This window comes from Ornithinibacter aureus (assembly GCF_009858245.1).
Taxonomy (GTDB): Bacteria; Actinomycetota; Actinomycetes; order Actinomycetales; family Dermatophilaceae; genus Fodinibacter; species Fodinibacter aureus.
Window position 1 is genome coordinate 2052202 of sequence record NZ_VMSB01000001.1, and the last position, 21503, is coordinate 2073704.

General features: G+C 70.5%; 20 protein-coding genes. 5 read left to right on the top strand and 15 right to left on the bottom strand.

Annotation, left to right across the window (positions count from 1 at the left end; genetic code table 11):
- Position 1: 1 nt before the first annotated feature.
- The 3 genes from C8E84_RS09795 to C8E84_RS09805 are packed head-to-tail and all read right to left on the bottom strand — an operon-like array spanning position 2 to position 2570.
- Positions 2–733: an amino acid ABC transporter ATP-binding protein gene (locus C8E84_RS09795; protein ID WP_159901672.1), complete on the bottom strand. Its 732-nt coding sequence runs from the start codon at positions 731–733 to the stop codon at positions 2–4.
- 22 nt (positions 734–755) lie between these two features.
- The gene (locus C8E84_RS09800) at positions 756–1616 is read right to left on the bottom strand and encodes an amino acid ABC transporter permease (protein WP_211675465.1); all 861 of its coding nucleotides are present in this window, start codon (positions 1614–1616) and stop codon (positions 756–758) included.
- A gap of 60 nt (positions 1617–1676) precedes the next feature.
- On the bottom strand, positions 1677–2570 hold the full coding sequence (locus C8E84_RS09805; RefSeq protein ID WP_159901676.1) for an ABC transporter substrate-binding protein: 894 nt from the start codon (positions 2568–2570) through the stop codon (positions 1677–1679).
- A 140-nt stretch (positions 2571–2710) separates the two neighbouring features.
- On the opposite strand from C8E84_RS09805, the gene C8E84_RS09810 reads away from it, so the two are divergent.
- Positions 2711–3385, top strand: a complete 675-nt coding sequence (locus C8E84_RS09810; RefSeq protein ID WP_159901678.1) for a DedA family protein — start codon at positions 2711–2713, stop codon at positions 3383–3385.
- 4 nt (positions 3386–3389) lie between these two features.
- Here the strand turns inward: C8E84_RS09810 and C8E84_RS09815 are convergent, their stop codons facing one another.
- The 5 genes from C8E84_RS09815 to C8E84_RS09835 all read right to left on the bottom strand — a co-directional run bounded on the left by C8E84_RS09815 (position 3390) and on the right by C8E84_RS09835 (position 7669).
- Positions 3390–4022, bottom strand: coding sequence for a response regulator (locus C8E84_RS09815; protein WP_159901680.1), 633 nt, complete (start codon positions 4020–4022; stop codon positions 3390–3392).
- The gene (locus tag C8E84_RS09820) at positions 4019–5224 is read right to left on the bottom strand and encodes a sensor histidine kinase (protein WP_159901682.1); all 1206 of its coding nucleotides are present in this window, start codon (positions 5222–5224) and stop codon (positions 4019–4021) included. Before C8E84_RS09820 ends, C8E84_RS09815 begins: the two co-directional genes overlap by 4 nt.
- Positions 5225–5249: 25 nt before the next feature.
- Positions 5250–6053: an ABC transporter permease gene (locus C8E84_RS09825; RefSeq protein WP_211675466.1), complete on the bottom strand. Its 804-nt coding sequence runs from the start codon at positions 6051–6053 to the stop codon at positions 5250–5252.
- The gene (locus C8E84_RS09830; RefSeq protein WP_159901684.1) at positions 6050–6922 is read right to left on the bottom strand and encodes an ABC transporter ATP-binding protein; all 873 of its coding nucleotides are present in this window, start codon (positions 6920–6922) and stop codon (positions 6050–6052) included. Before C8E84_RS09830 ends, C8E84_RS09825 begins: the two co-directional genes overlap by 4 nt.
- Before the next feature lie 90 nt (positions 6923–7012).
- On the bottom strand, positions 7013–7669 hold the full coding sequence (locus tag C8E84_RS09835) for a LemA family protein (protein WP_159901686.1): 657 nt from the start codon (positions 7667–7669) through the stop codon (positions 7013–7015).
- Between the two features lie 120 nt (positions 7670–7789).
- On the opposite strand from C8E84_RS09835, the gene C8E84_RS09840 reads away from it, so the two are divergent.
- The 3 genes from C8E84_RS09840 (at position 7790) to C8E84_RS09850 (ending at position 11552) form a co-directional block, all read left to right on the top strand.
- Positions 7790–8221 carry a universal stress protein gene (locus tag C8E84_RS09840; RefSeq protein ID WP_159901688.1) on the top strand — a complete coding sequence of 144 codons (432 nt, stop codon included), beginning with the start codon at positions 7790–7792 and terminating at the stop codon, positions 8219–8221.
- A complete protein-coding gene (locus C8E84_RS09845) occupies positions 8221–9828 on the top strand; it encodes an alanine/glycine:cation symporter family protein (protein ID WP_246196877.1) in 1608 nt (535 codons plus the stop codon). The genes C8E84_RS09840 and C8E84_RS09845 overlap by 1 nt, the downstream gene beginning before the upstream one ends.
- Before the next feature lie 134 nt (positions 9829–9962).
- Positions 9963–11552: an IS1182 family transposase gene (locus C8E84_RS09850; protein ID WP_159901690.1), complete on the top strand. Its 1590-nt coding sequence runs from the start codon at positions 9963–9965 to the stop codon at positions 11550–11552.
- A 183-nt stretch (positions 11553–11735) separates the two neighbouring features.
- Here the strand turns inward: C8E84_RS09850 and pyrE are convergent, their stop codons facing one another.
- A complete protein-coding gene (pyrE, locus tag C8E84_RS09855) occupies positions 11736–12290 on the bottom strand; it encodes an orotate phosphoribosyltransferase (RefSeq protein ID WP_159901692.1) in 555 nt (184 codons plus the stop codon).
- A gap of 31 nt (positions 12291–12321) precedes the next feature.
- On the bottom strand, positions 12322–13095 hold the full coding sequence (locus tag C8E84_RS09860) for an SDR family NAD(P)-dependent oxidoreductase (protein WP_159901694.1): 774 nt from the start codon (positions 13093–13095) through the stop codon (positions 12322–12324).
- 380 nt (positions 13096–13475) lie between these two features.
- Here C8E84_RS09860 and C8E84_RS09865 point away from each other — a divergent pair, with 380 nt between their 5' ends.
- Positions 13476–14261, top strand: a complete 786-nt coding sequence (locus tag C8E84_RS09865) for an exodeoxyribonuclease III (protein WP_159901696.1) — start codon at positions 13476–13478, stop codon at positions 14259–14261.
- On the opposite strand, the gene C8E84_RS09870 is transcribed toward C8E84_RS09865, so the two are convergent.
- The 5 genes from C8E84_RS09870 to C8E84_RS09890 all read right to left on the bottom strand — a co-directional run bounded on the left by C8E84_RS09870 (position 14228) and on the right by C8E84_RS09890 (position 21501).
- On the bottom strand, positions 14228–15811 hold the full coding sequence (locus C8E84_RS09870; protein WP_159901698.1) for an HNH endonuclease signature motif containing protein: 1584 nt from the start codon (positions 15809–15811) through the stop codon (positions 14228–14230). The genes C8E84_RS09865 and C8E84_RS09870 overlap by 34 nt on opposite strands.
- Positions 15812–15896: 85 nt before the next feature.
- Positions 15897–17567: an MFS transporter gene (locus C8E84_RS09875; protein WP_159901700.1), complete on the bottom strand. Its 1671-nt coding sequence runs from the start codon at positions 17565–17567 to the stop codon at positions 15897–15899.
- Entirely contained in the window at positions 17536–18225 is a 690-nt protein-coding gene (locus tag C8E84_RS09880; RefSeq protein WP_159901710.1) for an LppX_LprAFG lipoprotein, read from the bottom strand. Before C8E84_RS09880 ends, C8E84_RS09875 begins: the two co-directional genes overlap by 32 nt.
- A 131-nt stretch (positions 18226–18356) precedes the next feature.
- Positions 18357–20909 (bottom strand): ATP-dependent chaperone ClpB, encoded by a 2553-nt coding sequence (gene clpB, locus C8E84_RS09885; RefSeq protein ID WP_159901712.1) that lies wholly within the window; start codon positions 20907–20909, stop codon positions 18357–18359.
- A 70-nt stretch (positions 20910–20979) separates the two neighbouring features.
- Positions 20980–21501, bottom strand: a complete 522-nt coding sequence (locus tag C8E84_RS09890) for a gluconokinase (RefSeq protein ID WP_246196878.1) — start codon at positions 21499–21501, stop codon at positions 20980–20982.
- Between the last annotated feature and the right edge of the window lie 2 nt (positions 21502–21503).

Below are 21503 nucleotides of genomic sequence, written 5' to 3' on the forward strand. Positions count from 1 at the left end.
CTCACGCGTGGACGCGCGACAGGAACTGCCGCGTGCGCTCCTGGCGCGGGTCGCCGAGAACCTGCTCGGGCGGCCCCTGCTCGTGGATGACCCCGCCGTCGAGGAAGCACACGGTGTCCGCGACCTGCCGGGCGAAACCCATCTCGTGGGTGTTGAGGATCATCGTCATGCCCTCCTGCGTGAGCGAGCGCAGCAGGTCGAGCACCTCCCCGACGAGTTCGGGGTCCAGCGCCGACGTCACCTCGTCGAGGAGCATGAGGGTCGGGTCGTTGACGAGCGCGCGGGCGATGGCCACCCGCTGCTGCTGCCCGCCCGACAGGTCGTCGGGGCGCGCACCCGCCCGGTCGCGCAGCCCCACCCGGTCGAGCATCGCCAGGGCCTTGTCCTCGGCCTCTGCCCGCGACACCCCGTGCACCCGGATCGGGGCCAGGGTGATGTTGTCGATCACCGACAGGTGGGGGAAGAGGTTGTAGGCCTGGAAGACCACGCCCATCCGGGCGCGCACGGCATCCGCATCGATGCGCGGGTCGGTGATGTCGTCCCCGTCGAGCGTGATCCGGCCGTCGTCGACGACCTCGAGGAGGTTCACGCACCGCAGCAGGGTCGACTTGCCCGAGCCGCTGGCGCCGATGAGCACGACGCACTGGCCGCGTTGGACGCGGAGGTCGATGTCGTGCAGCACGACGTTCTTCCCGAACGACTTCCGGATGCCCTCGAGGGCGAGCAGGCTCATGACGGCATCCTCACGTCGGTGCTCACAGGTGACCCCCCGCGCCGTGGAAGCCCTGCCTCCGGGCCACCCAGTCGGTGAAGCGCGCCATGGGGATCGTCAGGCACACGAAGAGCGCGCCGGCGACGACGTACGGGGTGTAGTTGAAGTCGCTCGCCGTCTCGATCTGCGCCGCGCGGATGGCGTCGATGACCCCGAGCACGGCGATGAGGCCGGAGTCCTTCTGCAACGAGACGAGGTCGTTCATCAGGGCGGGCACCACCCGGCGAACCGCCTGCGGGAGCACGACGTGCCGCAGGGTCTGCCCGTAACTCAGCCCGAGCGAGCGCGCCGCCGCCCGCTGCGAGGGGTGCACCGACTCGATGCCGGCGCGGAACACCTCGGCCACGTAGGCCGAGTACGACAGCACGAGCGCGCACCCACCCCAGAACAGCGCGGAGTTCGGCACCCCCGACAACTGCAGCGCGGGGGCCCCGAAGCCGAGGAGGAAGAGCACGAGCAGCAGCGGCAGCCCGCGGAACAGGTCGACGTAGGCCGTGGCGAACAGCCGCAGCGGGAACGCCACCGGGCCCCGCACGGTGCGCATGACGGCCAGGGTGAGCCCGAGGATCGCGATGAGCACCGCGCACACGAGCATCACGCGGATGTTCAGCCAGAGCCCGTCGAGCACGGCCGGGAAGGAGTCGACCGCCTTGCCCCAGGAGAAGAAGGTCTCCTTCACGCGCGGCCACCCGGGCGAGCTCCCGACGAGTGCGACGACGGCGCCCAGCATGGCGAGCGTCGAGGCCGTCGCGACGAGCGCCGAGCGGCGGGTGCGGGCCGAGCGGTAGGCCGCGCGCTCCTGCTCCAGCGCAGAGGGGACCCACGGGTCGTCGACGGATGTCACCGTCGACCCCGTGGGCCCCGTGGACCCCGGCTGCTGCGGAGAGTCCTGCACGATCGGCTGTTACTCCAGCTCGGGTGCGCCCTGGGTGGACAGCCAGGTGGTGACGAGGGTGTCGAGCGTGCCGTTCTCGCGCAGGGCGTCGACCGCCTGGGTGACGCACGCCGTGAGCGGGCTGCCCTTGTCGAGCACCGCACCGAACTGCTCGGGCTCACCCTGCAGCGGCAGCTGCCCGACGATGGCGCCGTCGTCGAGCTGCGCGGCCGTCATGTAGAACGCGGTCGGCAGGTCGGCGACGATGCCGTCGATCTGCTTGTTCTTCAGCGCCTGCACGGCGAGGTCGTTGGTGTCGAAGACCGCGACGTCGGCCGTCGGCTGCACCTGGTCCTTGGCAGCGTCGTACGAGGTGGTGCCGACCTGGGCACCGAGCTTGGCACCCTTGAGGTCCGCCACGGTCGTCTTGCCGTCGATCGGGCTGCCCTTGTAGGTGATGACGGCCTGGCGCACGTCGTAGTAGCCGCTGGAGAAGTCGACGGCCTGCTTGCGCTCGTCGCTGATCGACACCTGGTTGACGTCGAAGTCGAACGCCTTCTTGCCCGGCGCGACGACCGTGTTGAACGGCGCGACGACCCAGGTCACCTTGTCCTTGGCGAACCCGAGCTCGTCGGCGATCGCGTAGGCCACGGCCGACTCGTAGCCCTTGCCGTTGCTGGGGTCGTCGTCGACGAACCACGGCTGGTAGGCCGGCTTGTCGGTGCCGATCGTCAGGGTGCCGGCCGTCAGCGTCTTCATCGTCTCGGGGGTGCAGGTCGCGGCGGCGGATGCCGTGGCGTCGCCCGAGGCGGAGGCTGCGGGTTCGTCGGTGGGGCTGCCACAGGCGGCCAGCGCGAGGAGGGCGGACCCGGTGAGGGCGGCCCCGAACAGGCGGGTGGCGCGGGCGGCACGGGTGGTCGGCATGGTGGTTCCTTCACTGTCGGTGCGGGCCGTCCCGATCGGCCCGGATCGGTGCTCAATGTAGTCGTGGCCCTGATGTCAGGGTGCGCCCGCCCGAGGTGCGGGCGCCCCGCCCCGCCGGACGACCTACCCTTGAGGGTGTGATGCCTTCCCTCGGACCTGACTGGATGGACCCCCAGTGGCTCCTCGACCGCTTCGGAGAGCAGTTCTTCTGGGTGAGCGTGGCCATCGTCTTCATCGAGTGCGGGCTGCTCTTCCCGATCCTGCCCGGAGACTCGCTGCTGTTCGCGGTCGGCCTGTTCATCGCCCGCGGTGACATCGACCTCAACATCGTCGTGGCCTGCACCATCCTCAGCGTCGCCGCCTTCGCGGGCAACGTCACCGGCTACGAGATCGGTCGGGCCATCGGCGCGCCGCTGTACGAGCGCGACGGGCGGTTCATCAAGAAGAAGTACTTCGACCAGACCCACGACTTCTTCGAGAAGTACGGCGCCAAGGCGCTGGTCATCGGCCGGTTCGTGCCCATCGTGCGCACGTTCATCACCGTGGTCGCCGGCGTCAGCCGGATGGACCGCCGGCACTTCTTCGTCTGGAGCGCCGTCGGCGCGGTGCTCTGGGCGACCGGCATCACCCTGCTCGGGTACTTCCTCGGCGGCATCGACTTCGTGCACGACAACCTCGAGGCGGCCGTGCTGCTCATCGTGGCCATCTCGGTGCTGCCCATGGTGTTCGAGTTCCTCAAGCACCGCTCGGCGACCAAGACCGTCATCGAGGAGATCGACGAGGTCGTCGACGACGTGCGCGACGGCACCCTGTAGGGGGTCATGGGCGGGGCAGGTCGATCAGGCCCTGCGCGTAGGCGGCCGTGACGGCAGCCGTCCGGTCGGTCACCTCCAGCTTGGCGAACACCCGGATGAGGTGGGTCTTCACGGTCGCCTCACCGATGAACAGCTCCCGGCCGATGTCGCCGTTCGACAGCCCGATGGCCACCAGGCGCAGCACGTCGAGCTCTCGCGCGGTGAGCTCGGGCCGGGAGGGCGCCCGCAGCCGATCGGCCAGGCGGGCCGCCACCGGCGGGGCGAGCACGGTTTCCCCCCGCGCAGCCCGGCGGATCGCGTCGGCGAGCACCGCGGTGGGCGCGTCCTTGAGCAGGTAGCCACGAGCGCCTGCCTCGACCGCGCGCACGATGTCGGCGTCGGTGTCGTAGGTCGTGAGCACGAGCACCTGGGGTGCGTCAGACTGCGCGACGATCCGTGAGGTGGCGTCGGCACCGTCCATGACCGGCATCCGCAGGTCCATGAGGACGACGTCGGGCATCATTCGGGGTACCAGTGCCAGTGCCTCGGCGCCGTTCGCGGCCTCGCCCACCACCTCGAAGTCGGCCTCCTCGCTGAGCACGGCGACCATGCCGGCCCGCACGACGGGGTGGTCGTCGACGACCAGCAGGCGGATCACCGCGGTACCTCGAGCCGCAGGGTGGTGCCCGCGCCCGGTTCGCTGCGCAGCCGCACCGACCCTCCGACCTCGGCCGCCCGGGCCTGCACCCCGTCGAGTCCGAAGCCGGATCGCGCAGCGGCCGGGTCGAAGCCCCGGCCGTCGTCGCGCACCTCGAGCACGACCTGCTCGGGGTGCTCGTAGGTCAGGATCAGCTCAGCGTGCCCGGCGCCCGCATGACGCCGCACGTTGGACAGTGCCTCCTGGGCGGTGCGCAGGATGACCACCTCGGCGGTGCCCCCGAGCGGCACGGGCTCCCCCGTCACTCTCACATCGGCCCGCAGCCCGTTCTCGCTGCTCACGGCCGCCCCGAGACGATGCAGCGCCTCTCCCAGGGTGCGCGACTGGAGGTGGCCGGGCGTGAGCTCCGCGACGATCAGCCGGGCCTCGTCGAGGTTGTCGGATGCAGTGCGCTCGATGAGCGCCAACCGGTCGCGCGCCGCATCGACGTCGCCTCGGGCCAGTGCCGCGTCAGCCGCGCGGGAGAGCGCCACGACCGAGGTGAAGCCCTGCGCGAGGGTGTCGTGGATCTCGCGGGAGAGCCGCTCGCGCTCCTCGTGCACGCCGCGGTCGCGTTCGGACGCAGCGAGCTCTGCCTGCGCGGCGCGCAGCTCGTCGATGGTCTGCGCCCGGGTCTCGGCCTCGGTGACGATGCGGGTGATGAACAACCCCAATGACAGCGACAGAACGGCCGAGATCACAGCCGAGATGATGATCATGTCCAGGTCGCCGGTCGTGAAGTCGGACTGTGCCCACCGCACGAACCCGAACGCCGTGACGACGATGAACGTGGTGACGACGGCCCAACGTACGGGCAGCATCGCCCAGAGCTGCGAGTACAGCACGAAGAACATCAGCCAGGACTGCGTGTCGGGGTCGATGATCTGGATCGCGAGCAACGTACCCCACGCGACGAGGTGGTAGCCGACCGCCAACCGGACGTCCTCGTGGGCCATCGCACGCCGACCGAGCGCGACGTAGGAGACACCCATGAGCCCGAGCAGCGCCAGCGACGGGCCGCGCCCCCACGGCCCGGGGTCGTCGAGCAGCGTGACGACGACCGCGGCACCCCAGACCACTGCCATGGCGGCGTGCCAGAAGGGCTGCTGGCGGCGCCACATCGCGCCGAACTCCTCGCGCGACGTCCGCTCGGTGGTGCTCACGGCCACCATCATCCCCGGCCCGCGCTCACGTCGTTCCGCGCTTGAACCAGCGGAACGTCGTGACGCACAGGATCAGGCCCGCGATGCCCCACGCCAGGAGGACGAGGGCCGTCTTGCCGGTCTCCCACGACCCGGCCATCTCGCCGGCCGCCATCTCGGCCGGGAAGAACACCGAGCGCATACCCTGGGCGATCCACTTGAGCGGGAAGATGGCGGCGACCTGCTGCAACCACGTGGGCACGTCGTCGAAGGCGATGTAGACGCCCGAGATGAACTGGAGCACGAGCATCGGCCCGATGACGACGGCCCCGATCGAGCGGGACGTCGCCAGCGAGGAGTACGCGATGCCGAGCACCGTGCCGCTGAAGACGCCGAGCCCGAAGACGAGCACGAAGACGGCCCAGCGCTCGGGGTCGGTCGGCAGGTCGACGTCGAAGAACAGCGTCGCCACGACGAGGAGCAACACCGTCTGCAGCACGGAGGTCACGCCGACGAGTCCGACCTTGCCCAGGAAGTACGCCACCGACGGCATGGGGGTGGCGCGCAGCCGCTTGAGCGTGCCGTCGTCACGTTCGGTGGCGATCGACAGGGCCATCGTCTGGAAGCTCGTGAGGAGCACACCGGCCGAGAGCATGCCCGGCATGAAGAACAGGCCCGCGGTCATCCCGCCCTGGCCCGCCCCTTCCTCGAACTGGGCCGAGAAGATGACCGAGAACAGGCTCAGCAGCAGGATCGGGAACAGGAAGGAGAAGAACACCGACTCCTTCTCGCGCGAGTACATCTTCAGCTCGAGGATGGTGCGGTCCAGCCCGAGGGCGAGCGCGTTCACGACGCCACCTGCGTGGTGTCGTCGGTGATGTGGGGGGCGATGAGGGTGAGGTAGGTGTCCTCGAGCGACGGTCTGGTGACGGTGAGGCCGGGGACCTCGCCACCCGGCATCCGGGCTGCGAGCCGGCTCACCTGCGCGGTCGGCGTCGCGGTTCGCAGGCTTCGTCGGATGCCGTCCTCCTCCCAGCTGACCGTGGCCTCCGACGTGCCCCGCCCGCCCAGCGCCGCAGGGGTGTCGAGGGCGAGGAGGCGACCGGCGGCGATGACGCCGACCCGGTCCGCGAGCTCTTCGGCCTCGTCCAGGTAGTGGGTCGTGAGCAGGATCGTCGTGCCCTGGTCGGCCAACGCGCGGATGAGGGTCCAGAAGTCGCGCCGGGCCTGCGGGTCGAACCCGGTGGTCGGCTCGTCGAGGAAGATCAGCTCGGGCCCACCGACGATCCCCAGGCCGACGTCGAGGCGGCGTCGCTGGCCACCGCTCAGCCCCACGATGCGGGTGTCGGCCTTGTCGGCGAGCCCGACGGCGGCGATCACCTCGTCGACGTCGCGGGGGTCGGAGTAGACCTTCGCCGTGCTCGCGAGTGCCTCGCGGGGGGTCAACAGGTCCAGGCCCGCCGAGGTCTGCGTGACGATGCCGATCTGGTTGCGCCAGGAACGCCCCGCTCCCTCGGGGTCCGTGCCGAGCACGCGGACCTCGCCGGCGTCACGGCTGCGAAATCCTTCGGCGATCTCGACGGTGGTCGTCTTCCCGGCCCCGTTGGGTCCGAGGAGCGCGAACACCTCCCCCGTGCGGATGTCGAGGTCGAGCCCGTCGACGGCGGCCCGCCCGCCATAGGCCTTGCGCAGGCCCCTGATCGTGATTGCGTCGTCCATGAGCCCAGACTGCCCGCCCGGGAGCGTGGGCTGGAACACCCATGCAGTGGATGCCGGGTCCACCACCCGGTGGACCCGGGACCCGCGGAGTCAGGCCTGGGGTGCGGGGGGCGTGTCCTGGGGGCCGTTGCCGGAGCCACCGGCATACCCGCTCGGCGGCGGGATGACGGCCTCACGCTGCCCGAAGTCGACCTTGGGGGCCTCGCGCTGTTCCCCGACGGCCTCGAAGTACTCGGCCCGGGAGATGGTGAACACGCCGGCGATGATGTTGCTCGGCACCGTCTCGACCTGGGTGTTGAGGTCGCGGACCGTGGCGTTGTAGTAGCGGCGGGCCGAGGCGATCCGGTCCTCGGTCGAGGTGAGCTCGGCCTGCAGCGCCATGAAGTTCTGGTTGGCCTTCAGGTCGGGGTAGGCCTCGGCGATGGCGAGCAGCCGTCCGAGGGCTTGGCTCAGCATGTTCTCGCTCTCGGCCTGCTGCGCCGGGGACTGGCCGGGCGCCATGGCGCCAGCTCGGGCCTTGATGACATCCTCGAGCGTGCCGCGCTCGTGGGCTGCGTAGCCCTTGACCGTCTCGACGAGGTTGCCGATGAGGTCGTGCCGGCGGGTGAGCTCGACGTCGATCTGGCGCCAGGCCTCCTGCACCAGGTTGCGCAGCTTGATGAGGCCGTTGTAGGTCGCGATGGCCCAGCCGACGACGGCGATGAGCAGCACCACGATGGCGATGACGATGACAAGGGCGGCTGTCATGGGACTCCTCGAGGAGACGGGTAACTGCCTCAAGCGTAGATGCCAGCAGGTGTGTCCGCGGTCACACTGCGTTAGCCTGCCTTGGACCTGACCAGTCCGCACCGACAGACAGGACCTCCCATGGACACCATCGTCGTCGGCGTCGACAACAGTGAGGCCTCCACCCGCGCGGTGGAGTTCGCCGTTGATCGCGCCCAGAAGAACCACTGGAAGATCGTCCTCGTCCACGTGATCCCCTGGACACCGTTCTCCTTCCAGACCGCCAGCGAGAACGAACACCGACACCGTGAACGGCAGCGTGAACTCGAGGCGGCGACCGAACAGGTCATCGCGCCCATGGTCGAGATCTGCGAGCGGGGCGGGGTGCCCCACGAGGAGATCGTCCGTCACGGCAAGGCGTCCGAGACGTTGCTCGACATCAGCGCGGAGTCCGGCGCCGTGCACATCATCGTCGGCCGCACCGGCGACTCGGGGCTGCGCGACGCCGTCTTCGGCAGCGTGGCCAACCGCCTGGCTCAGCACGCCAGCGTTCCCGTGACGGTGGTGCCCTGATGGGAGAGAACACCATGCGTGACAGCGAGACCCCGCAGATGGGGTCGGCCACCAAGACCCTCGGCATCATCGGCGCAGTCGTCGCCGCCTTCTACGTCGTCATCTTCGCGCTCTCACCGAAGCCGATCACCTTCCCGAGCCCGGTCCCCGAGTTCGCACCGGACGCCACGCTGTTCGACAAGGTGTCGGGGTGGATCACCGGCCTGGTCTTCTACGGCCCGTCCGCCAATGGCGAGTACACGATCCGCATCGTCGTCATCTGGCTGATCACGGCCGCGATCTTCTTCACGATCTGGCTCGGCTTCATCAACGTTCGCGGCTTCAAGCACGCGATCGACCTCGTGCGCGGCAAGTACTCCGACCCCAACGACGCCGGTGAGGTGTCGCACTTCCAGGCCCTCGCCACCGCGGTGTCGGGCACCGTCGGTCTCGGCAACATCGCCGGTGTCGCCATCGCCATCGCCATCGGCGGTCCCGGCGCGACGTTCTGGATGATCGTCGCGGGCTTCCTCGGCATGAGCCTGAAGGCCGCCGAGTGCATGCTCGGGGTCAAGTACCGCCAGGAGCACGCCGACGGAACCGTCTCCGGTGGCCCGATGTACTACCTCCGGGATGCCGTGAAGGACCTCGGCAAGCCGGGCCTGGGCAAGGGGTTGGCCGCGTTCTTCGCCGTCTGCATGATCGGTGGCGCGGTCGGTGGCGGCAACATGTTCCAGTCCAACCAGGCCACCGCCCAGATCGTCAGCCAGGTCGGGGGCGAGGAGAGCTTCCTCGGCCGCAACACGTGGATCATGGGCCTGCTGTTCGCCGCCGCCGTCGGCGCGGTGATCATCGGCGGCATCAAGAGCATCGCGAAGGTCACCGAGAAGATCGTGCCGTTCATGGCAGTGCTCTACCTCGGTGCGTGCCTCATCGTCCTCGTCGGCAGCTTCGGGGAGATCCCGGCGGCGTTCGGCTCGATACTCGACGGCGCCTTCACCGGCGAGGGCGCAGCGGGCGGCATCATCGGCGCCCTGATCGTCGGCTTCCAGCGGGCGGCGTTCTCCAACGAGGCCGGTCTGGGTTCGGCCTCGGTCGCCCACTCCGCGGTACGCACCAAGGAGCCCGCCACCGAGGGCTTCGTGGCGTTGCTCGAGCCGTTCATCGACACCATCGTCATCTGCACGATGACGGCGTTGACGATCATCATCACCAAGGCCTACCTCGACCCCGCAGCGTCCGAACTCGGCGGTGTGGCCCTGACCTCGAACGCCTTCGCCTCCGTCCTGCCGTGGTTCCCGAAGGTCCTCGCCGTCGCCGTGGTGCTCTTCGCCTTCTCGACCATGATCAGCTGGTCGTACTACGGCATGAAGGCCACCGGGTACCTGTTCGGCGACAACCCCCTGGCGGAGAACGTCTTCAAGGTCATCTTCCTCGGCTTCACCGTCCTGGGTTCTGTCGCCAGCCTCGGCTCGGTCATCGACTTCTCGGACTCGATGATCTTCATGATGAGCATCCCCAACCTCATCGGTCTCTACCTGTTGCGCAACGTCATCCGACGTGAGTTCGCCAGCTACCGGGCACGCCTGGCCTCCGGCGAGATCAAGGAGTTCGCCGACCGGCACTGAGCACACCCGCTGACGCATTGCACTCCAGCCACCCGGATCCGGGTGGCTGGAGTGCTATAGGTGGCTCTAGGAGACTGCTGAAGAATCCGCGTGGCGGGGGGCCGGGTTGACCTTGGGCTGGGATCGTTGGGGTCATGCAGGGTGAGGCTGACCGGCAGCGTGATCTGCTGGATGTGGAGTCGTTGGCGGGGCATCTGTTGCCGGCTGGGAGCGTGTTCGCGTTCTTGGCTGAGCACCGCGATGCGTTGTTCCCGCCGGAGCTGTTCACGGACTTGTTCCCCTCGGGGCGGGGCCGCCCCTCGATCCCGCCCGAGGTCATCGCGTCGGTGTTGGTGTTGCAGTCGCTGCACGGGTACTCCGACCGTGAGGCGGTTGACGCGCTCACGTTCGACCTGCGGTGGAAAGCGGCGTGCGGGTACGCGGTCGACGCGTCCGGGTTCCACCCCTCGACGTTGACGTACTGGCGTAAGCAGCTCGCGGCCAGTGAGCGTCCGCAGCGGATCTTCGAGGTGGTGCGTGAGGTCATCACCGCCACAGGAGTCCTGGCCGGCAAGACGCGGCGAGCGTTGGACTCCACCGTGCTCGACGACGCGGTCGCCCGTCAGGACACGGTCACCCAGCTGATCGCGTCGATCCGCCGGGTCACCCGTGAGGTCGACGGTGCCCCGACGCTGGTGTCCGCACACTGCACCCGGTTGGCCGTGGTCACGGGCCAGGACTACACGGCCACGGGCAAGCCGCGGATCGCGTGGGACGACCACGACGCGCGTGAGGACCTGGTCACTGCCCTGGTCAACGACGCCGCGGCGTTGCTGGGCGCGCTCGACACCGACGCCATCGAGGCGGCGGGCGGGAAGCCAGCCGAGGCCATCGCGCTGCTGGCGCTGGTCGCCGGGCAGGACGTGGAACCCGCGCAAGGCTCCGACGGCACCGACGGGCGGTGGCGGATCGCCCGCAAGACCGCACCGGACCGGGTGATCTCCACGGTGGACCCCGACGCCCGGCACGCGCACAAGACGCGGCAGCGTCGCCAGGACGGGTTCAAGGCCCACGTCGTCATCGAGCCCGACACCGGGCTGATGACCAAGGTCGCACTGACCAAGACCAACGGGAGTCAAAACTCCGACGCCGCGGTCGGCGCCGACCTGGTCACCACCGACCCCACCCTGGCCGACGCCACCGACGTGCAGGTCCTGGGTGACTCCGCCTACGCCTCGGGGCCGATGCTCGCCACCCTCGCCGGGCGCAATTGGGAGCCGGTCGTCAAACCCTGGCCGTCGCGGCCCGCGGTCGAGGATGGTTTCACCTTGGACGACTTCACCCACGACAGCGCGGCCGCCACGTTGACCTGCCCGGCCGGGATCACCCGGCGGGTCAGCACTAAAGGCACCGCCACCTTTGGTGCTGCCTGCAGTAGCTGCCCGCTACATGCCAGATGCACCACCGCCGCAACCGGCCGCAAAGTCAGCCTCGGCGAGCACCATCAGCTCCAACGCGAGCACCGGGCACGCGCTGAGCATCCCGACTTCCAAGCCGTGTACCGCCAGCATCGGCCGATGGTCGAACGCTCCATCGCGTGGCTTACCCGCGGCAACCGGCGCGTGCCCTACCGCGGCGTGGTCAAGAACAACGCCTGGCTGCATCACCGCTCCGCCGCGCTCAACCTGCGCCGCCTTCTCGCGCTCGGGCTGACCCACCAGGACGGGGCCTGGGCGCTGACCTGAAGAAGGGGGCCACGGCCCTTGACAGGCCCCACGCACCGGGCGCAAGGTCGATACGACGGGCAGGACGAACTCGTTGTCGCGCCTTGAGCGCTGACTTTCCATTGCGGCACAGACCGCCTTGAGGTGACCTGCCCGTCCTCACGAGGAAACCGTCACTCGCACACCGCCTTGTTCAGCAGTCTCCTAGGCGAGGCCGAGGTCCTCGAGGCCGAAGACGTGCCGGTACTCCAGCCCGGCATCCGCGAACTTCTCCGCCGCGCCGGTCGCCCGGTCGGCGATGGTGGCGACCGCGACGACGGTGGCTCCGGCATCCCGGGCCGCCTGCGCGGCATCCAGAGGCGACGACCCGGTGGTCGAGGTGTCCTCGACGATGAGCACCCGGCGGCCCGCGATCGACGGGCCCTCGATGCGCTGCTGGAGCCCGTGGGCCTTGCCGGCCTTGCGCACGACGAACGCGTCGAGGCGGCCACCCTGCGCGGCCCGGGCGTGCAGCATCGCGGTGGCGACCGGGTCGGCGCCCAGGGTCAGGCCGCCGACCGCGTCGAACTCCAGGTCAGCCGTGAGGTCGAGCATGACCCGGCCGACGAGCGGGCTGGCCTCCCCGTCGAGGGTGATGCGGCGCAGGTCGACGTAGTAGTCGGCCTCACGGCCCGAGGACAGGGTCACCCGGCCGTGGACGATCGCCTTGTCGCGGACGATCTGCAGGAGGCGGGCACGGTCAGCGGCGATGTCGGTCACGGGTCAACCGTAGGGCACCGACCCGGTCGCATCAGTCCCGGCGGAAGCGGTGCAGGGCACGCACCCCGGCGCCACGCACCAGCGGACGGGGCAGGGCCCGCACGGTGGTCGCGAGGACCTTCCACTGCGCCCCCGGCACGGAGATCACCTTGCCGGCAGCGACGTCGGTCAGCGCCTGCTGCACGAGGTCGTCGGCGTCGAGCCAGAGGAACTCGGGCAGCGCCGAGAACTTCATCCGGGCCCGCTGGTGGAACTCGGTGCGAGTGAAGCCGGGGCACAGCGCGGTCACCGTCACCCCGGTGCCGGCCAGTTCGCTCGCGAGCCCCTCCGAGAAGACCGTGACGAAGGCCTTCTCGGCCGAGTAGGTGCCGTGCGCGATGAACGACGCCACCGACGACACGTTGACGATGGCGCCGTGGCCGCGCGCCCGCATCGCCCGACCCGCCGCGTGGCAGGTCAGCATGACGGCCCGGACCATGACGTCGAGCCCGGCCTCCTCCTGGGCCACGTCGTTGTCGAGGAAGGATCCGGCCAGGCCGAAGCCCGCGTTGTTGACGAGGAGGTCGACGGGACGGTCGGCGTCCGCGAGACGCGCGCACACGGCATCCGTCGCGTGGCGGTCGGACAGGTCGGCGACGAGCACCTCCACGTCGACGCCGTGCGCTGCCCGCAGATCCGCGGCGAGACGCTCGAGCCGGGCGCGGTCACGCGCGACGACGACGAGGTCGTGGCCCTCGCGGGCGAGTCGCTGGGCGAAGGCGTGGCCGATCCCGGCCGACGCACCGGTGACGAGTGCCGTGGTCATGGTCGCGACTGTATGCCGTGGCCACGAGCAGGGCGCGAGCCGTCACCCGAACGGGGTACAGAAATCCTGACCCCGGTGCGACAGTGCGGCTGCGACTTCCCACGACGCCAGCCCCCTCGACATCACGGACCACCTCGGACCCGTCTCGTACGTCGCCGTCGAGTTCCCCGACGGCCGTGCGGATGCCGCTGGCTTCGCCGCCCTGCCCCGCCGGCCCTGGCCCAAGCCTCGGGGACGGAAGAGATGCTCCAGCAGCTGGAGCGGCTCGGACAGCTGCGGCCTCGGGTGTGCGGACGGACGCCGAGTTCGAGACGCAGAAGGCCCGCATCCTCGCGTAGCCGGCCGGGCGGGTGCGCCCCGACGTTGCGTAGGGTGACGGCGTGCGCATCGCCACCTGGAACGTCAACTCGATCCGCTCCCGCATCGACCGCGTCGAGGCCTGGTTGGCCCGTTCGCAGGTCGACGTCCTGGCCATCCAGGAGAGCAAGGCCAAGGACGAGCAGTTCCCGTACGACCGGTTCCGGGCGCTCGGGTACCAGGTCGCCCACCACGGGGTGAGCCAGTGGAACGGGGTCGCCATCGCCTCACGGGTCGGCCTCGACGACGTGCAGGTCGGCTTCGACGGCGCGCCCGGCTGGGGGGAGCCAGCCACCGCGGAAGCCCGCGCGATCGGGGCGACGTGTGGCGGCATCCGGATGTGGTCGCTCTACGTGCCCAATGGTCGCGCCCTCGAGGACCCGCACATGGCCTACAAGCTGTCGTGGCTCGACCGGTTGCGCGACCAGGCCACGGGTTGGGCGGCCGACGGCACCCCGGTGGCGCTGTGCGGCGACTGGAACATCGCCCCGACCGACGACGACGTGTGGTCGATGGAGTACTACGCCGACAAGAGCCACGTCTCGCCCGGTGAGCGCGCGGCGTTCCACGCCTTCCTGGATGCCGGATTCGTCGACGTCGTGCGCCCGCACACCCCGGGGCCGGGCGTCTACACGTACTGGGACTACCAGCGCCTGGCCTTCCAGAAGCGCCGCGGCATGCGCATCGACTTCGTGCTCGGCTCGCCGTCACTCGCTGCGCGGGTGGCCGGTGCCGTCATCGACCGCGAGGAGCGCAAGGGCACCGGCGCCAGCGATCACGCGCCGGTCGTCGTGCAGCTCGACGCCTGAGCCTGCTCGGCCCCTCGCGGGGGCATGCTCTCGAGCAGGTCAGCCCAGTCCTGCGACTGCCGCCACTGCTCGTGTTCGTCACGTTCGAGGTCGAGCTCGAGCCTGGCCCAGTGCTGCTCGTCAGGATCATCGGCTCGGATCGCGGCGAGCAGCTCAGCCAGCCGCTGCGGTGTCAGCGGGCGCGGATCAGCCACCGCTCGCTCCGCCCGCACCGCCTCCAGGTACTGGTCGTACGACCCCACGGTGCGGTCCCAGACGACGAACCGCCCCAGCTCATCCGGGGTCGCCCGCACTTGCGCGACGTACCGCCGGTCATGCACCACCGTGTGATGCCGCTGGCACAGCAGCGCAGCATTGTCCAGGTCGGTCGCGCCACCATCGAGCCAGTGCACGACATGATGCGCCTGCGTCCACGCCGCCGGAGCCCCACACCCCGGGTAGGTGCACCCCCGATCTCGACCCATCAGGACCCGCCGCTGCGCCCTGGTGAACAACCGCTCCACCCGCCCCTCGTCCAACGGCTCCCCGGCTGACCCCAGCACCTGCGGCACGACCGCCGCCGAGCACGCCAGACGCCGCACCACCGACGGGGAGAGCATGGCCCCCGTCGCGGTCGAGGCCAGCACCTCACCAAACCCGGTGCCCGCCTGAAGGTCTGTCACCGTCATGCTCACGTGCAGCGCCGCACCCGACCCAGCAGCCCCGTCGACACCACCGCGCTGGTCCGCGTCTGCGGCGGACGACCGCTGGCACACCAACGCCAGTGCCTCGACCCGCCGCTGCCCCGCCGGGCGAAGGTCTCGCTCCCCCGTCTCGTCATTGGGCGCCGGCGCGGACAACGGCCCGATCGCGGCCTCGAGTGCCGCCGCCTGCTCCGGCGTCATGACCAGTTGGTACTCGGTGAGATCACCGGACTCCACCACTGGCATCGACAACCGCGCCGCCGACGCCAACCGGGCCTGCAGATCATCGAACTTCCCCGCCCGCCCGAACTCCGCGATCAGCCGCGGCCGCAGCTTGCGCAGCTGCGTCGGCCCCCACGCCACCCCCAGCTCCAGCATCGACGCCGTCACCGTCGGCAACACCTCATCGCGCACGATCGGCGCCAACCGCTCAACCTCACGCAACGCTGCACACGCCAACGCCGGTGACACCGTGCCGTCCTGCACCTCCGCCCACACGATGCCCAACGGCGACCCCGGATCGACGACCTGTCCCTGCGGGCACCACCGGGACGGGGTCGGAGACACCGCGCACGCCACCCTGGCCACCTGGAACGCACCGCCCTGCCGCAGCGACGGCGCGTGGTCACGCACCCAGGTGTGCACGTTCACTCCCGCGGCCTCGATCTCACCACGGCCCATCGCCTCCACCGTGATCGCGACCCGCGCCGCCCCCGCCTGCGCAGCAACGTCGTCGACAACGCCCATCAACTCGGCCAGCTCCGACCCCTGAGCCTCGTGCAGGACCGCACCGAGCCCACGCAACGCCTCACGCGCGGTCTCAATCGCGCTGCGCCGCTCCCTCAGACCACATCCCCCGATGTCCATGACTCATCTTATACGAACACCAGTTCGATGATCAACCCCTGAGGGCAACTCACTCGACCTGATTCGCCTGCCCACAGCGACGACGTCACAGCCCCAGGATCGCCGACCGCTCCCCACCTGCACGGCGGCGCAGCCCCAGCGCCAGGGAGGCGAGCGCCCCGAGAGCGGCGGCCACCGCAGCCCCGCGGAACGCCCACGCCACCTGGAGCACCGCGGCATCCTTGAGCGCGTCGGTGTCGGTCGGGTCGGGCAGGGCGGCAACCGCCATGTAGTACTGGTGGAGGCCGACGGCTGTCAGCAGCGCGATCCCGACGACCATGCCGACCATCCGGGCCACGACGACGAGCGCGGATGCCGTGCCGTGGGCGTCGTGGGTGGCTCCCGCGAGTGCCGCGTCGTTCACCGGGGCCAGGGCCAACCCGATCCCGAGGCCCACTGCAGCGAGCACCACGGTCGACGGGCCCTGCTCGAGCGACCCGCGACCCCACGTCGTCATCACGGCGAGGCCGACGGCAGCGAGGGCGAGGCCGGCTGCTGCCACCACACCGTTGGCCAGCAGGCGCAGCGCCCAGCCTCCGGCCAGCGCCCCGACGGGGACCGCGATGAGGAAGCGGACGAGCACCAGCGCCGCCTCGGTCTGGTCGGTGGTGTGCACGAGGCGGGCGAGCAGCGGGACGTCGACGATGACGGCCACCAAGGCAACCCCGACGAGCACCGACACGATCAGGGCCCACACGAGGCGACCACGCACCAGACCACGGGGCACCAGGGGCGAGGACGAGCGGCGTTGGTGCACGGCATACGCGATCGACAACAGGACCGCCACGGGGAGCAATGCGTAGCCCAGCGGACCGACGACCTCGGTCTCCGGCTCGGCTGCGGCGAAGGTCAGCACGATGCAGCCGAGCGCTCCTCCGATGAGGAGTGCCCCGAGCAGGTCCGCCCGGCGCAGCAGGGCCCACGCACCACGGGAGCCGACCAGCAGGGCCGCCAGGAGCAGCACCCCCGCGACGAGCCCGATCGGGGTGGCGAGCCGGGACGTCGAGTCGCTGAAGGGAACGAACGGCACACCCCAGCGCACGCTCGTCGCGAGGGACTCGGGGGCCGCGAGCGCGAGGATGCCGACGGTCGCGGCCAGCCCTGCGAGCAGTACGACGCGTGGGCGCGGCCTCGGCAGCGCTCCGCCTCCGACCCACAGCACCGCACCGGCGAGCAGCAGACCCAGCACCGCGTTCAGCCAGAAGATGGCCCGCCAGTCAGCGATGACGAGGACGAGGGCCCCGAGCACCGGGCCGAGCACGGACCCGAGTTCCTGCACCGCCCCGACGACACCGAGAGGCACCCCGCGCCGGTCCGGCGGCCAGAGCTGGGCGACGATGGCCAGGGTGGCCGGCACGAGCCCTCCCCCGCCGACGCCCTGGACCACCCGGCCGGCCACGAGCACGGGCAGCTCGACCGCCAGGGCGGTGACCACCGACCCGATGACGAACACCCCCAGGCAGGCGAGCAGCACCCGCTGGCGGTCGACGAGGTCGGCCAGCCGACCGACGAGGGGAAGCACCGCGACGTAGCCGAGCAGGAAGCCGGAGACGATCGGCGTGGCCCGCTGGAGCGAGTCGATGCCGACCCCGACACCACGCATCATGTCGGTGAGGGCGAGGACGACGACGTAGGTGTCGGCGGCGGCCAGGGCGACGGCGATGGCAGCCGTCGTGAGCAGTGCCCTAGGGGCGGGTGATCGTCGCTGGGGCGCCATAGTCCGTCATGGTCAGCAGGTAGGTGGCCTCGACCCCGGGGAAGAACGGCCCCTTGAGCGTGGCGGTGCGCAGCTCGTTGCTCTCGGTCAGGCCGTAGCTGACGGCGAAGGTGCCCGTGCCGTCGCCGAGGTGGAGCAGGTCCTCGACGAGCGCGCCGTCCAGGGTGCCGTCGATGCGGTCGAGCACGTCCTGGCCCGAGCGGGTCTGGCCGGCATCCTTGGCGTCGCCGGTCTTCGGCAGCAGGCTGGAGATGCCGGTGGCCGGGTTGAAGAACTGCGCCGGGTTGGGGGCGTTCAACGAGGTGAGGTCGGTCTCCTCGTACTGCGGGGTGAACAGCTTGAGGTAGGCCGTGTCGCCGATGGCGATCGCGTCGATGGTCGCCGCGATGCCCTCGACCGTGCCGGTGATGGTGCCCTGGAACTTCGGCTCGGTGGCGTCGATGACCCCCACCCCCTTGGCGGCGGTGACGCCGTTCTCTCGGGGCGGGACGTCCCGGCTGGTCAGGGTGAGGCTCACGGTCTTCGCCGCGTCGAAGGCGGTCTTGGCTGCTGCCAGCTGCTCGGTGGGCGGCACCTGCGGGGCTTCGGCCTCTCCCGAGCACCCGGCCAGCACGGCGACGAGACCGGCAGCGGCGATCAGGGTGGGAAGTCGGCGCATGGCCGCAACAGTATCCCGCGACCACGCCCGACCTCTTGCGAACCACCCACCCGGTCAGGCCCGTCCAGAGCCCGTGCCAGGTGGGTGGTTCGCAATATGTGGGGCTTGTGACAGAGCCCGGTGAGTCGCGCTCAGCGCAGGGTCAGGCCGTCCTCGCCACGGTCGACGGTCACGGTGTCACCGTCGCGCACGCTCCCGGCGAGCAGCGCCGTCGCGAGCCGGTCACCGATCTCGCGCTGAACGAGCCGGCGCAGGGGCCGGGCACCGTAGGCCGGGTCGAAGCCCTGCTCGGCGAGCCAGGCCGTCGCCTCGTCGGTGACCTCGAGGGTGATCCGGCGGTCACGCAGCCGGGTCCCGAGGGCCCGTACCTGAAGGTGCACGATGTCGGCGAGCTCGTCCCGCGAGAGCGGGTCGAAGAGCACGACCTCGTCGAGCCGGTTGAGGAACTCGGGCTTGAAGGCCTGCCGAACCGCCGCCATCACGGCCTCCCGCTTGGCGCCGGGCTCGAGCAGCGGGTCGACGAGGAACTGCGAGCCGAGGTTCGAGGTCATCACGAGGATGACGTTGCGGAAGTCGACCGTGCGCCCCTGACCGTCGGTGAGTCGCCCGTCGTCGAGCACCTGGAGCAGGATGTCGAAGGTCTCGGGGTGGGCCTTCTCGACCTCGTCGAGCAGCACGACCGAGTAGGGCCGACGTCGCACGGCCTCGGTGAGCTGACCACCCTCCTCGTACCCGACGTAGCCGGGAGGGGCACCGATGAGTCGCGCCACCGCGTGCCGTTCGCTGTACTCCGACATGTCGATGCGCACCATCGCGCGCTCGTCGTCGAACAGGAAGTCGGCGAGCGACTTGGCCAGCTCTGTCTTGCCGACACCGGTCGGCCCGAGGAACAGGAAGCTGCCCGTCGGCCGATCAGGGTCGGCGACGCCGGCCCGCGAGCGCCGCACGGCATCCGAGACGGCGCGCACCGCCTCGGCCTGCCCGATGAGCCGGGATCCGATGATCGACTCCATGGCGAGCAGCTTCTCGGTCTCGCCCTGGAGCAGGCGCCCCGCGGGGATGCCGGTCCATGCCGAGATGACCTCGGCGATGTCGTCGGCCCCCACCCGTTCCTTGACCATCAGGTCAGCGGATGCCGTGGCCGACTCGGCCTGTTGGGCCGCCTCGAGCTCACGTTCGAGCGCAGGGATCTCCCCGTAGAGAACCCGCGAGGCTCCCTCGTAGTCACCGTCACGCTGGAGCCGCTCGGCCTGGGTGCGCAGGTCGTCGAGGCGGGCCTTGACGTCACCGACCCGGTTGAGGCCGGACTTCTCGGACTCCCAACGGGCCGTGAGCGACGCGAGCTCCTCGGTCTTGTCGGCGAGGTCGGCGCGCAGGCGGTCGAGCCGCTCGCGCGACGCGTCGTCGGTCTCCTTGGCCAGGTGCAGCTCCTCCATGCGCAGCCGGTCCACGGCGCGTCGCAGCACGTCGATCTCGACGGGGCTGGAGTCGATCTCCATCCGCAGGCGCGAGGCTGCCTCGTCGACGAGGTCGATGGCCTTGTCGGGCAGCTGGCGGCCGGTGATGTACCGGTCGCTGAGCGAGGCCGCGGCAACCAGGGCACTGTCCTCGATCTCGACCTTGTGGTGCGCCTCGTAGCGCTCCTTGAGGCCGCGCAGGATGGCGATGGTGTCCTCGACGCTCGGCTCGCCGACGAAGACCTGCTGGAAGCGGCGCTCCAGCGCAGGGTCCTTCTCGATGTGCTCGCGGAACTCGTCCAGGGTCGTCGCCCCGACGAGGCGCAGCTCACCACGGGCGAGCATGGGCTTGAGCATGTTGCTCGCGTCCATCGCGGACTCGCCGGTCGCCCCGGCGCCGACGACGGTGTGCAGCTCGTCGATGAAGGTCACGACCTGCCCGGCGGAGTCCTTGATCTCCTCGAGCACGGCCTTGAGCCTCTCCTCGAACTCGCCGCGGTACTTGGCCCCGGCGACCATGGCCCCGAGGTCCAGGGCGATGAGGCGCTTGCCCCGCAGTGATTCGGGCACGTCGCCGTCGACGATCCGCTGGGCCAGGCCCTCGACGACGGCGGTCTTGCCGACACCCGGTTCGCCGATGAGCACGGGGTTGTTCTTCGTGCGGCGGCTGAGCACCTGGACGACGCGACGGATCTCGTCATCACGACCGATGACCGGGTCGAGCCGGCCCTCACGGGCGGCTTCGGTGAGGTCGGTGCCGTACTTCGCCAGCGCCTCGCCGGTCTCCTCCGGGTTCTCGGTGGCCACCCGGGAACCCCCGCGCAGCTCGTCGATCCGGGCCTCGAGGGCCTTGGCGTCGCCGCGCAGCGCGCCCTTCTCGACCAGGGCCAGCACGAGCAGGTCGGTGGAGAGGTAGGTGTCCCCCCGCGCGGTCATCAGCGTCGACGCCTGCTGGAGCACACCGAGCGCTGCCTGACCCAACGCCGGCGAGGCAACGGTCGCTCCGGTGCTGCGCGGCATCCCCGACAACGTCGAACGGGCCGACGCCGCAGCGGCGTCGACCGAACCTCCGGCCGCCTCCAGCAGCGCCGGGGTGGTCGTGCCCTCCTGCTCGACCAGGGCGAGCACGAGGTGTGCCGGGGTGATCTCGGCGTGACCCGCGGTCTGGGCCGTGCGCTGGGCGATGGCCAGCGCCTCGGCCACCTTCGCGGTGGGTTTCAGTTCCATGGGGTCTCCTTGCAGCAATCAGGGCAGATCTACATCAGGGATAACCGTGCCAAAGTTGAGTCTATTCCACTCAAGCCTGGTCGCTCACGTGGGCTAGCAGCCGCTCGAGGAGCGCGCCCGGAGGGTCCCGCAGGTCCAGGGCGAGACCGTTCTCGTCCGGCGCGAGCGGCTCGAGGGCCGCCAACTGGGAGGCGAGGAGCGATGCGGGCATGAAGTGGCCCCTGCGTTCGGCCAGCCGCGACCTGATCACCTCGGGCGGGCCGTCGAGGTGCACGAACAGCACCCGGCCGCCCCCCGAACGCAGCACGTCACGGTAGGGCCGGCGCAGGGCCGAGCACGCCAGGACGCTCGACCGGCCGGCCGCGTCGTGCCCGGCGATCCACGCCGCCAGGTCGTTCAGCCACGGCCAGCGATCGTCGTCGGTGAGGGCGCGCCCCGACCGCATGGCGGCCACGTTCACCGGCGGGTGCGCGTCGTCCCCCTCGGCGAACGACCACCCGAGGGCGGCGGCAGCCCTCGCAGCGACGGTGCTCTTGCCGCAGCCCGACACCCCCATGACCACGACGTGGAGAGGTCGGCCGCCGTCGCTCACGG

Coding starts and splice junctions, on each gene's coding strand:
- C8E84_RS09805 (WP_159901676.1), bottom strand. CDS start 2,570: ATGCCGACCACCCGTGCCGCCCGCGCCACCCGCCTGTTCGGGGCCGCC.
- C8E84_RS09810 (WP_159901678.1), top strand. CDS start 2,711: ATGCCTTCCCTCGGACCTGACTGGATGGACCCCCAGTGGCTCCTCGAC.
- C8E84_RS09880 (WP_159901710.1), bottom strand. CDS start 18,225: ATGCGCCGACTTCCCACCCTGATCGCCGCTGCCGGTCTCGTCGCCGTG.
- C8E84_RS09795 (WP_159901672.1), bottom strand. CDS start 733: ATGAGCCTGCTCGCCCTCGAGGGCATCCGGAAGTCGTTCGGGAAGAAC.
- C8E84_RS09835 (WP_159901686.1), bottom strand. CDS start 7,669: ATGACAGCCGCCCTTGTCATCGTCATCGCCATCGTGGTGCTGCTCATC.
- C8E84_RS09845 (WP_246196877.1), top strand. CDS start 8,221: ATGGGAGAGAACACCATGCGTGACAGCGAGACCCCGCAGATGGGGTCG.
- C8E84_RS09840 (WP_159901688.1), top strand. CDS start 7,790: ATGGACACCATCGTCGTCGGCGTCGACAACAGTGAGGCCTCCACCCGC.
- C8E84_RS09870 (WP_159901698.1), bottom strand. CDS start 15,811: ATGGACATCGGGGGATGTGGTCTGAGGGAGCGGCGCAGCGCGATTGAG.
- C8E84_RS09850 (WP_159901690.1), top strand. CDS start 9,963: ATGCAGGGTGAGGCTGACCGGCAGCGTGATCTGCTGGATGTGGAGTCG.
- clpB (WP_159901712.1), bottom strand. CDS start 20,909: ATGGAACTGAAACCCACCGCGAAGGTGGCCGAGGCGCTGGCCATCGCC.
- C8E84_RS09830 (WP_159901684.1), bottom strand. CDS start 6,922: ATGGACGACGCAATCACGATCAGGGGCCTGCGCAAGGCCTATGGCGGG.
- C8E84_RS09860 (WP_159901694.1), bottom strand. CDS start 13,095: ATGACCACGGCACTCGTCACCGGTGCGTCGGCCGGGATCGGCCACGCC.
- C8E84_RS09875 (WP_159901700.1), bottom strand. CDS start 17,567: ATGGCGCCCCAGCGACGATCACCCGCCCCTAGGGCACTGCTCACGACG.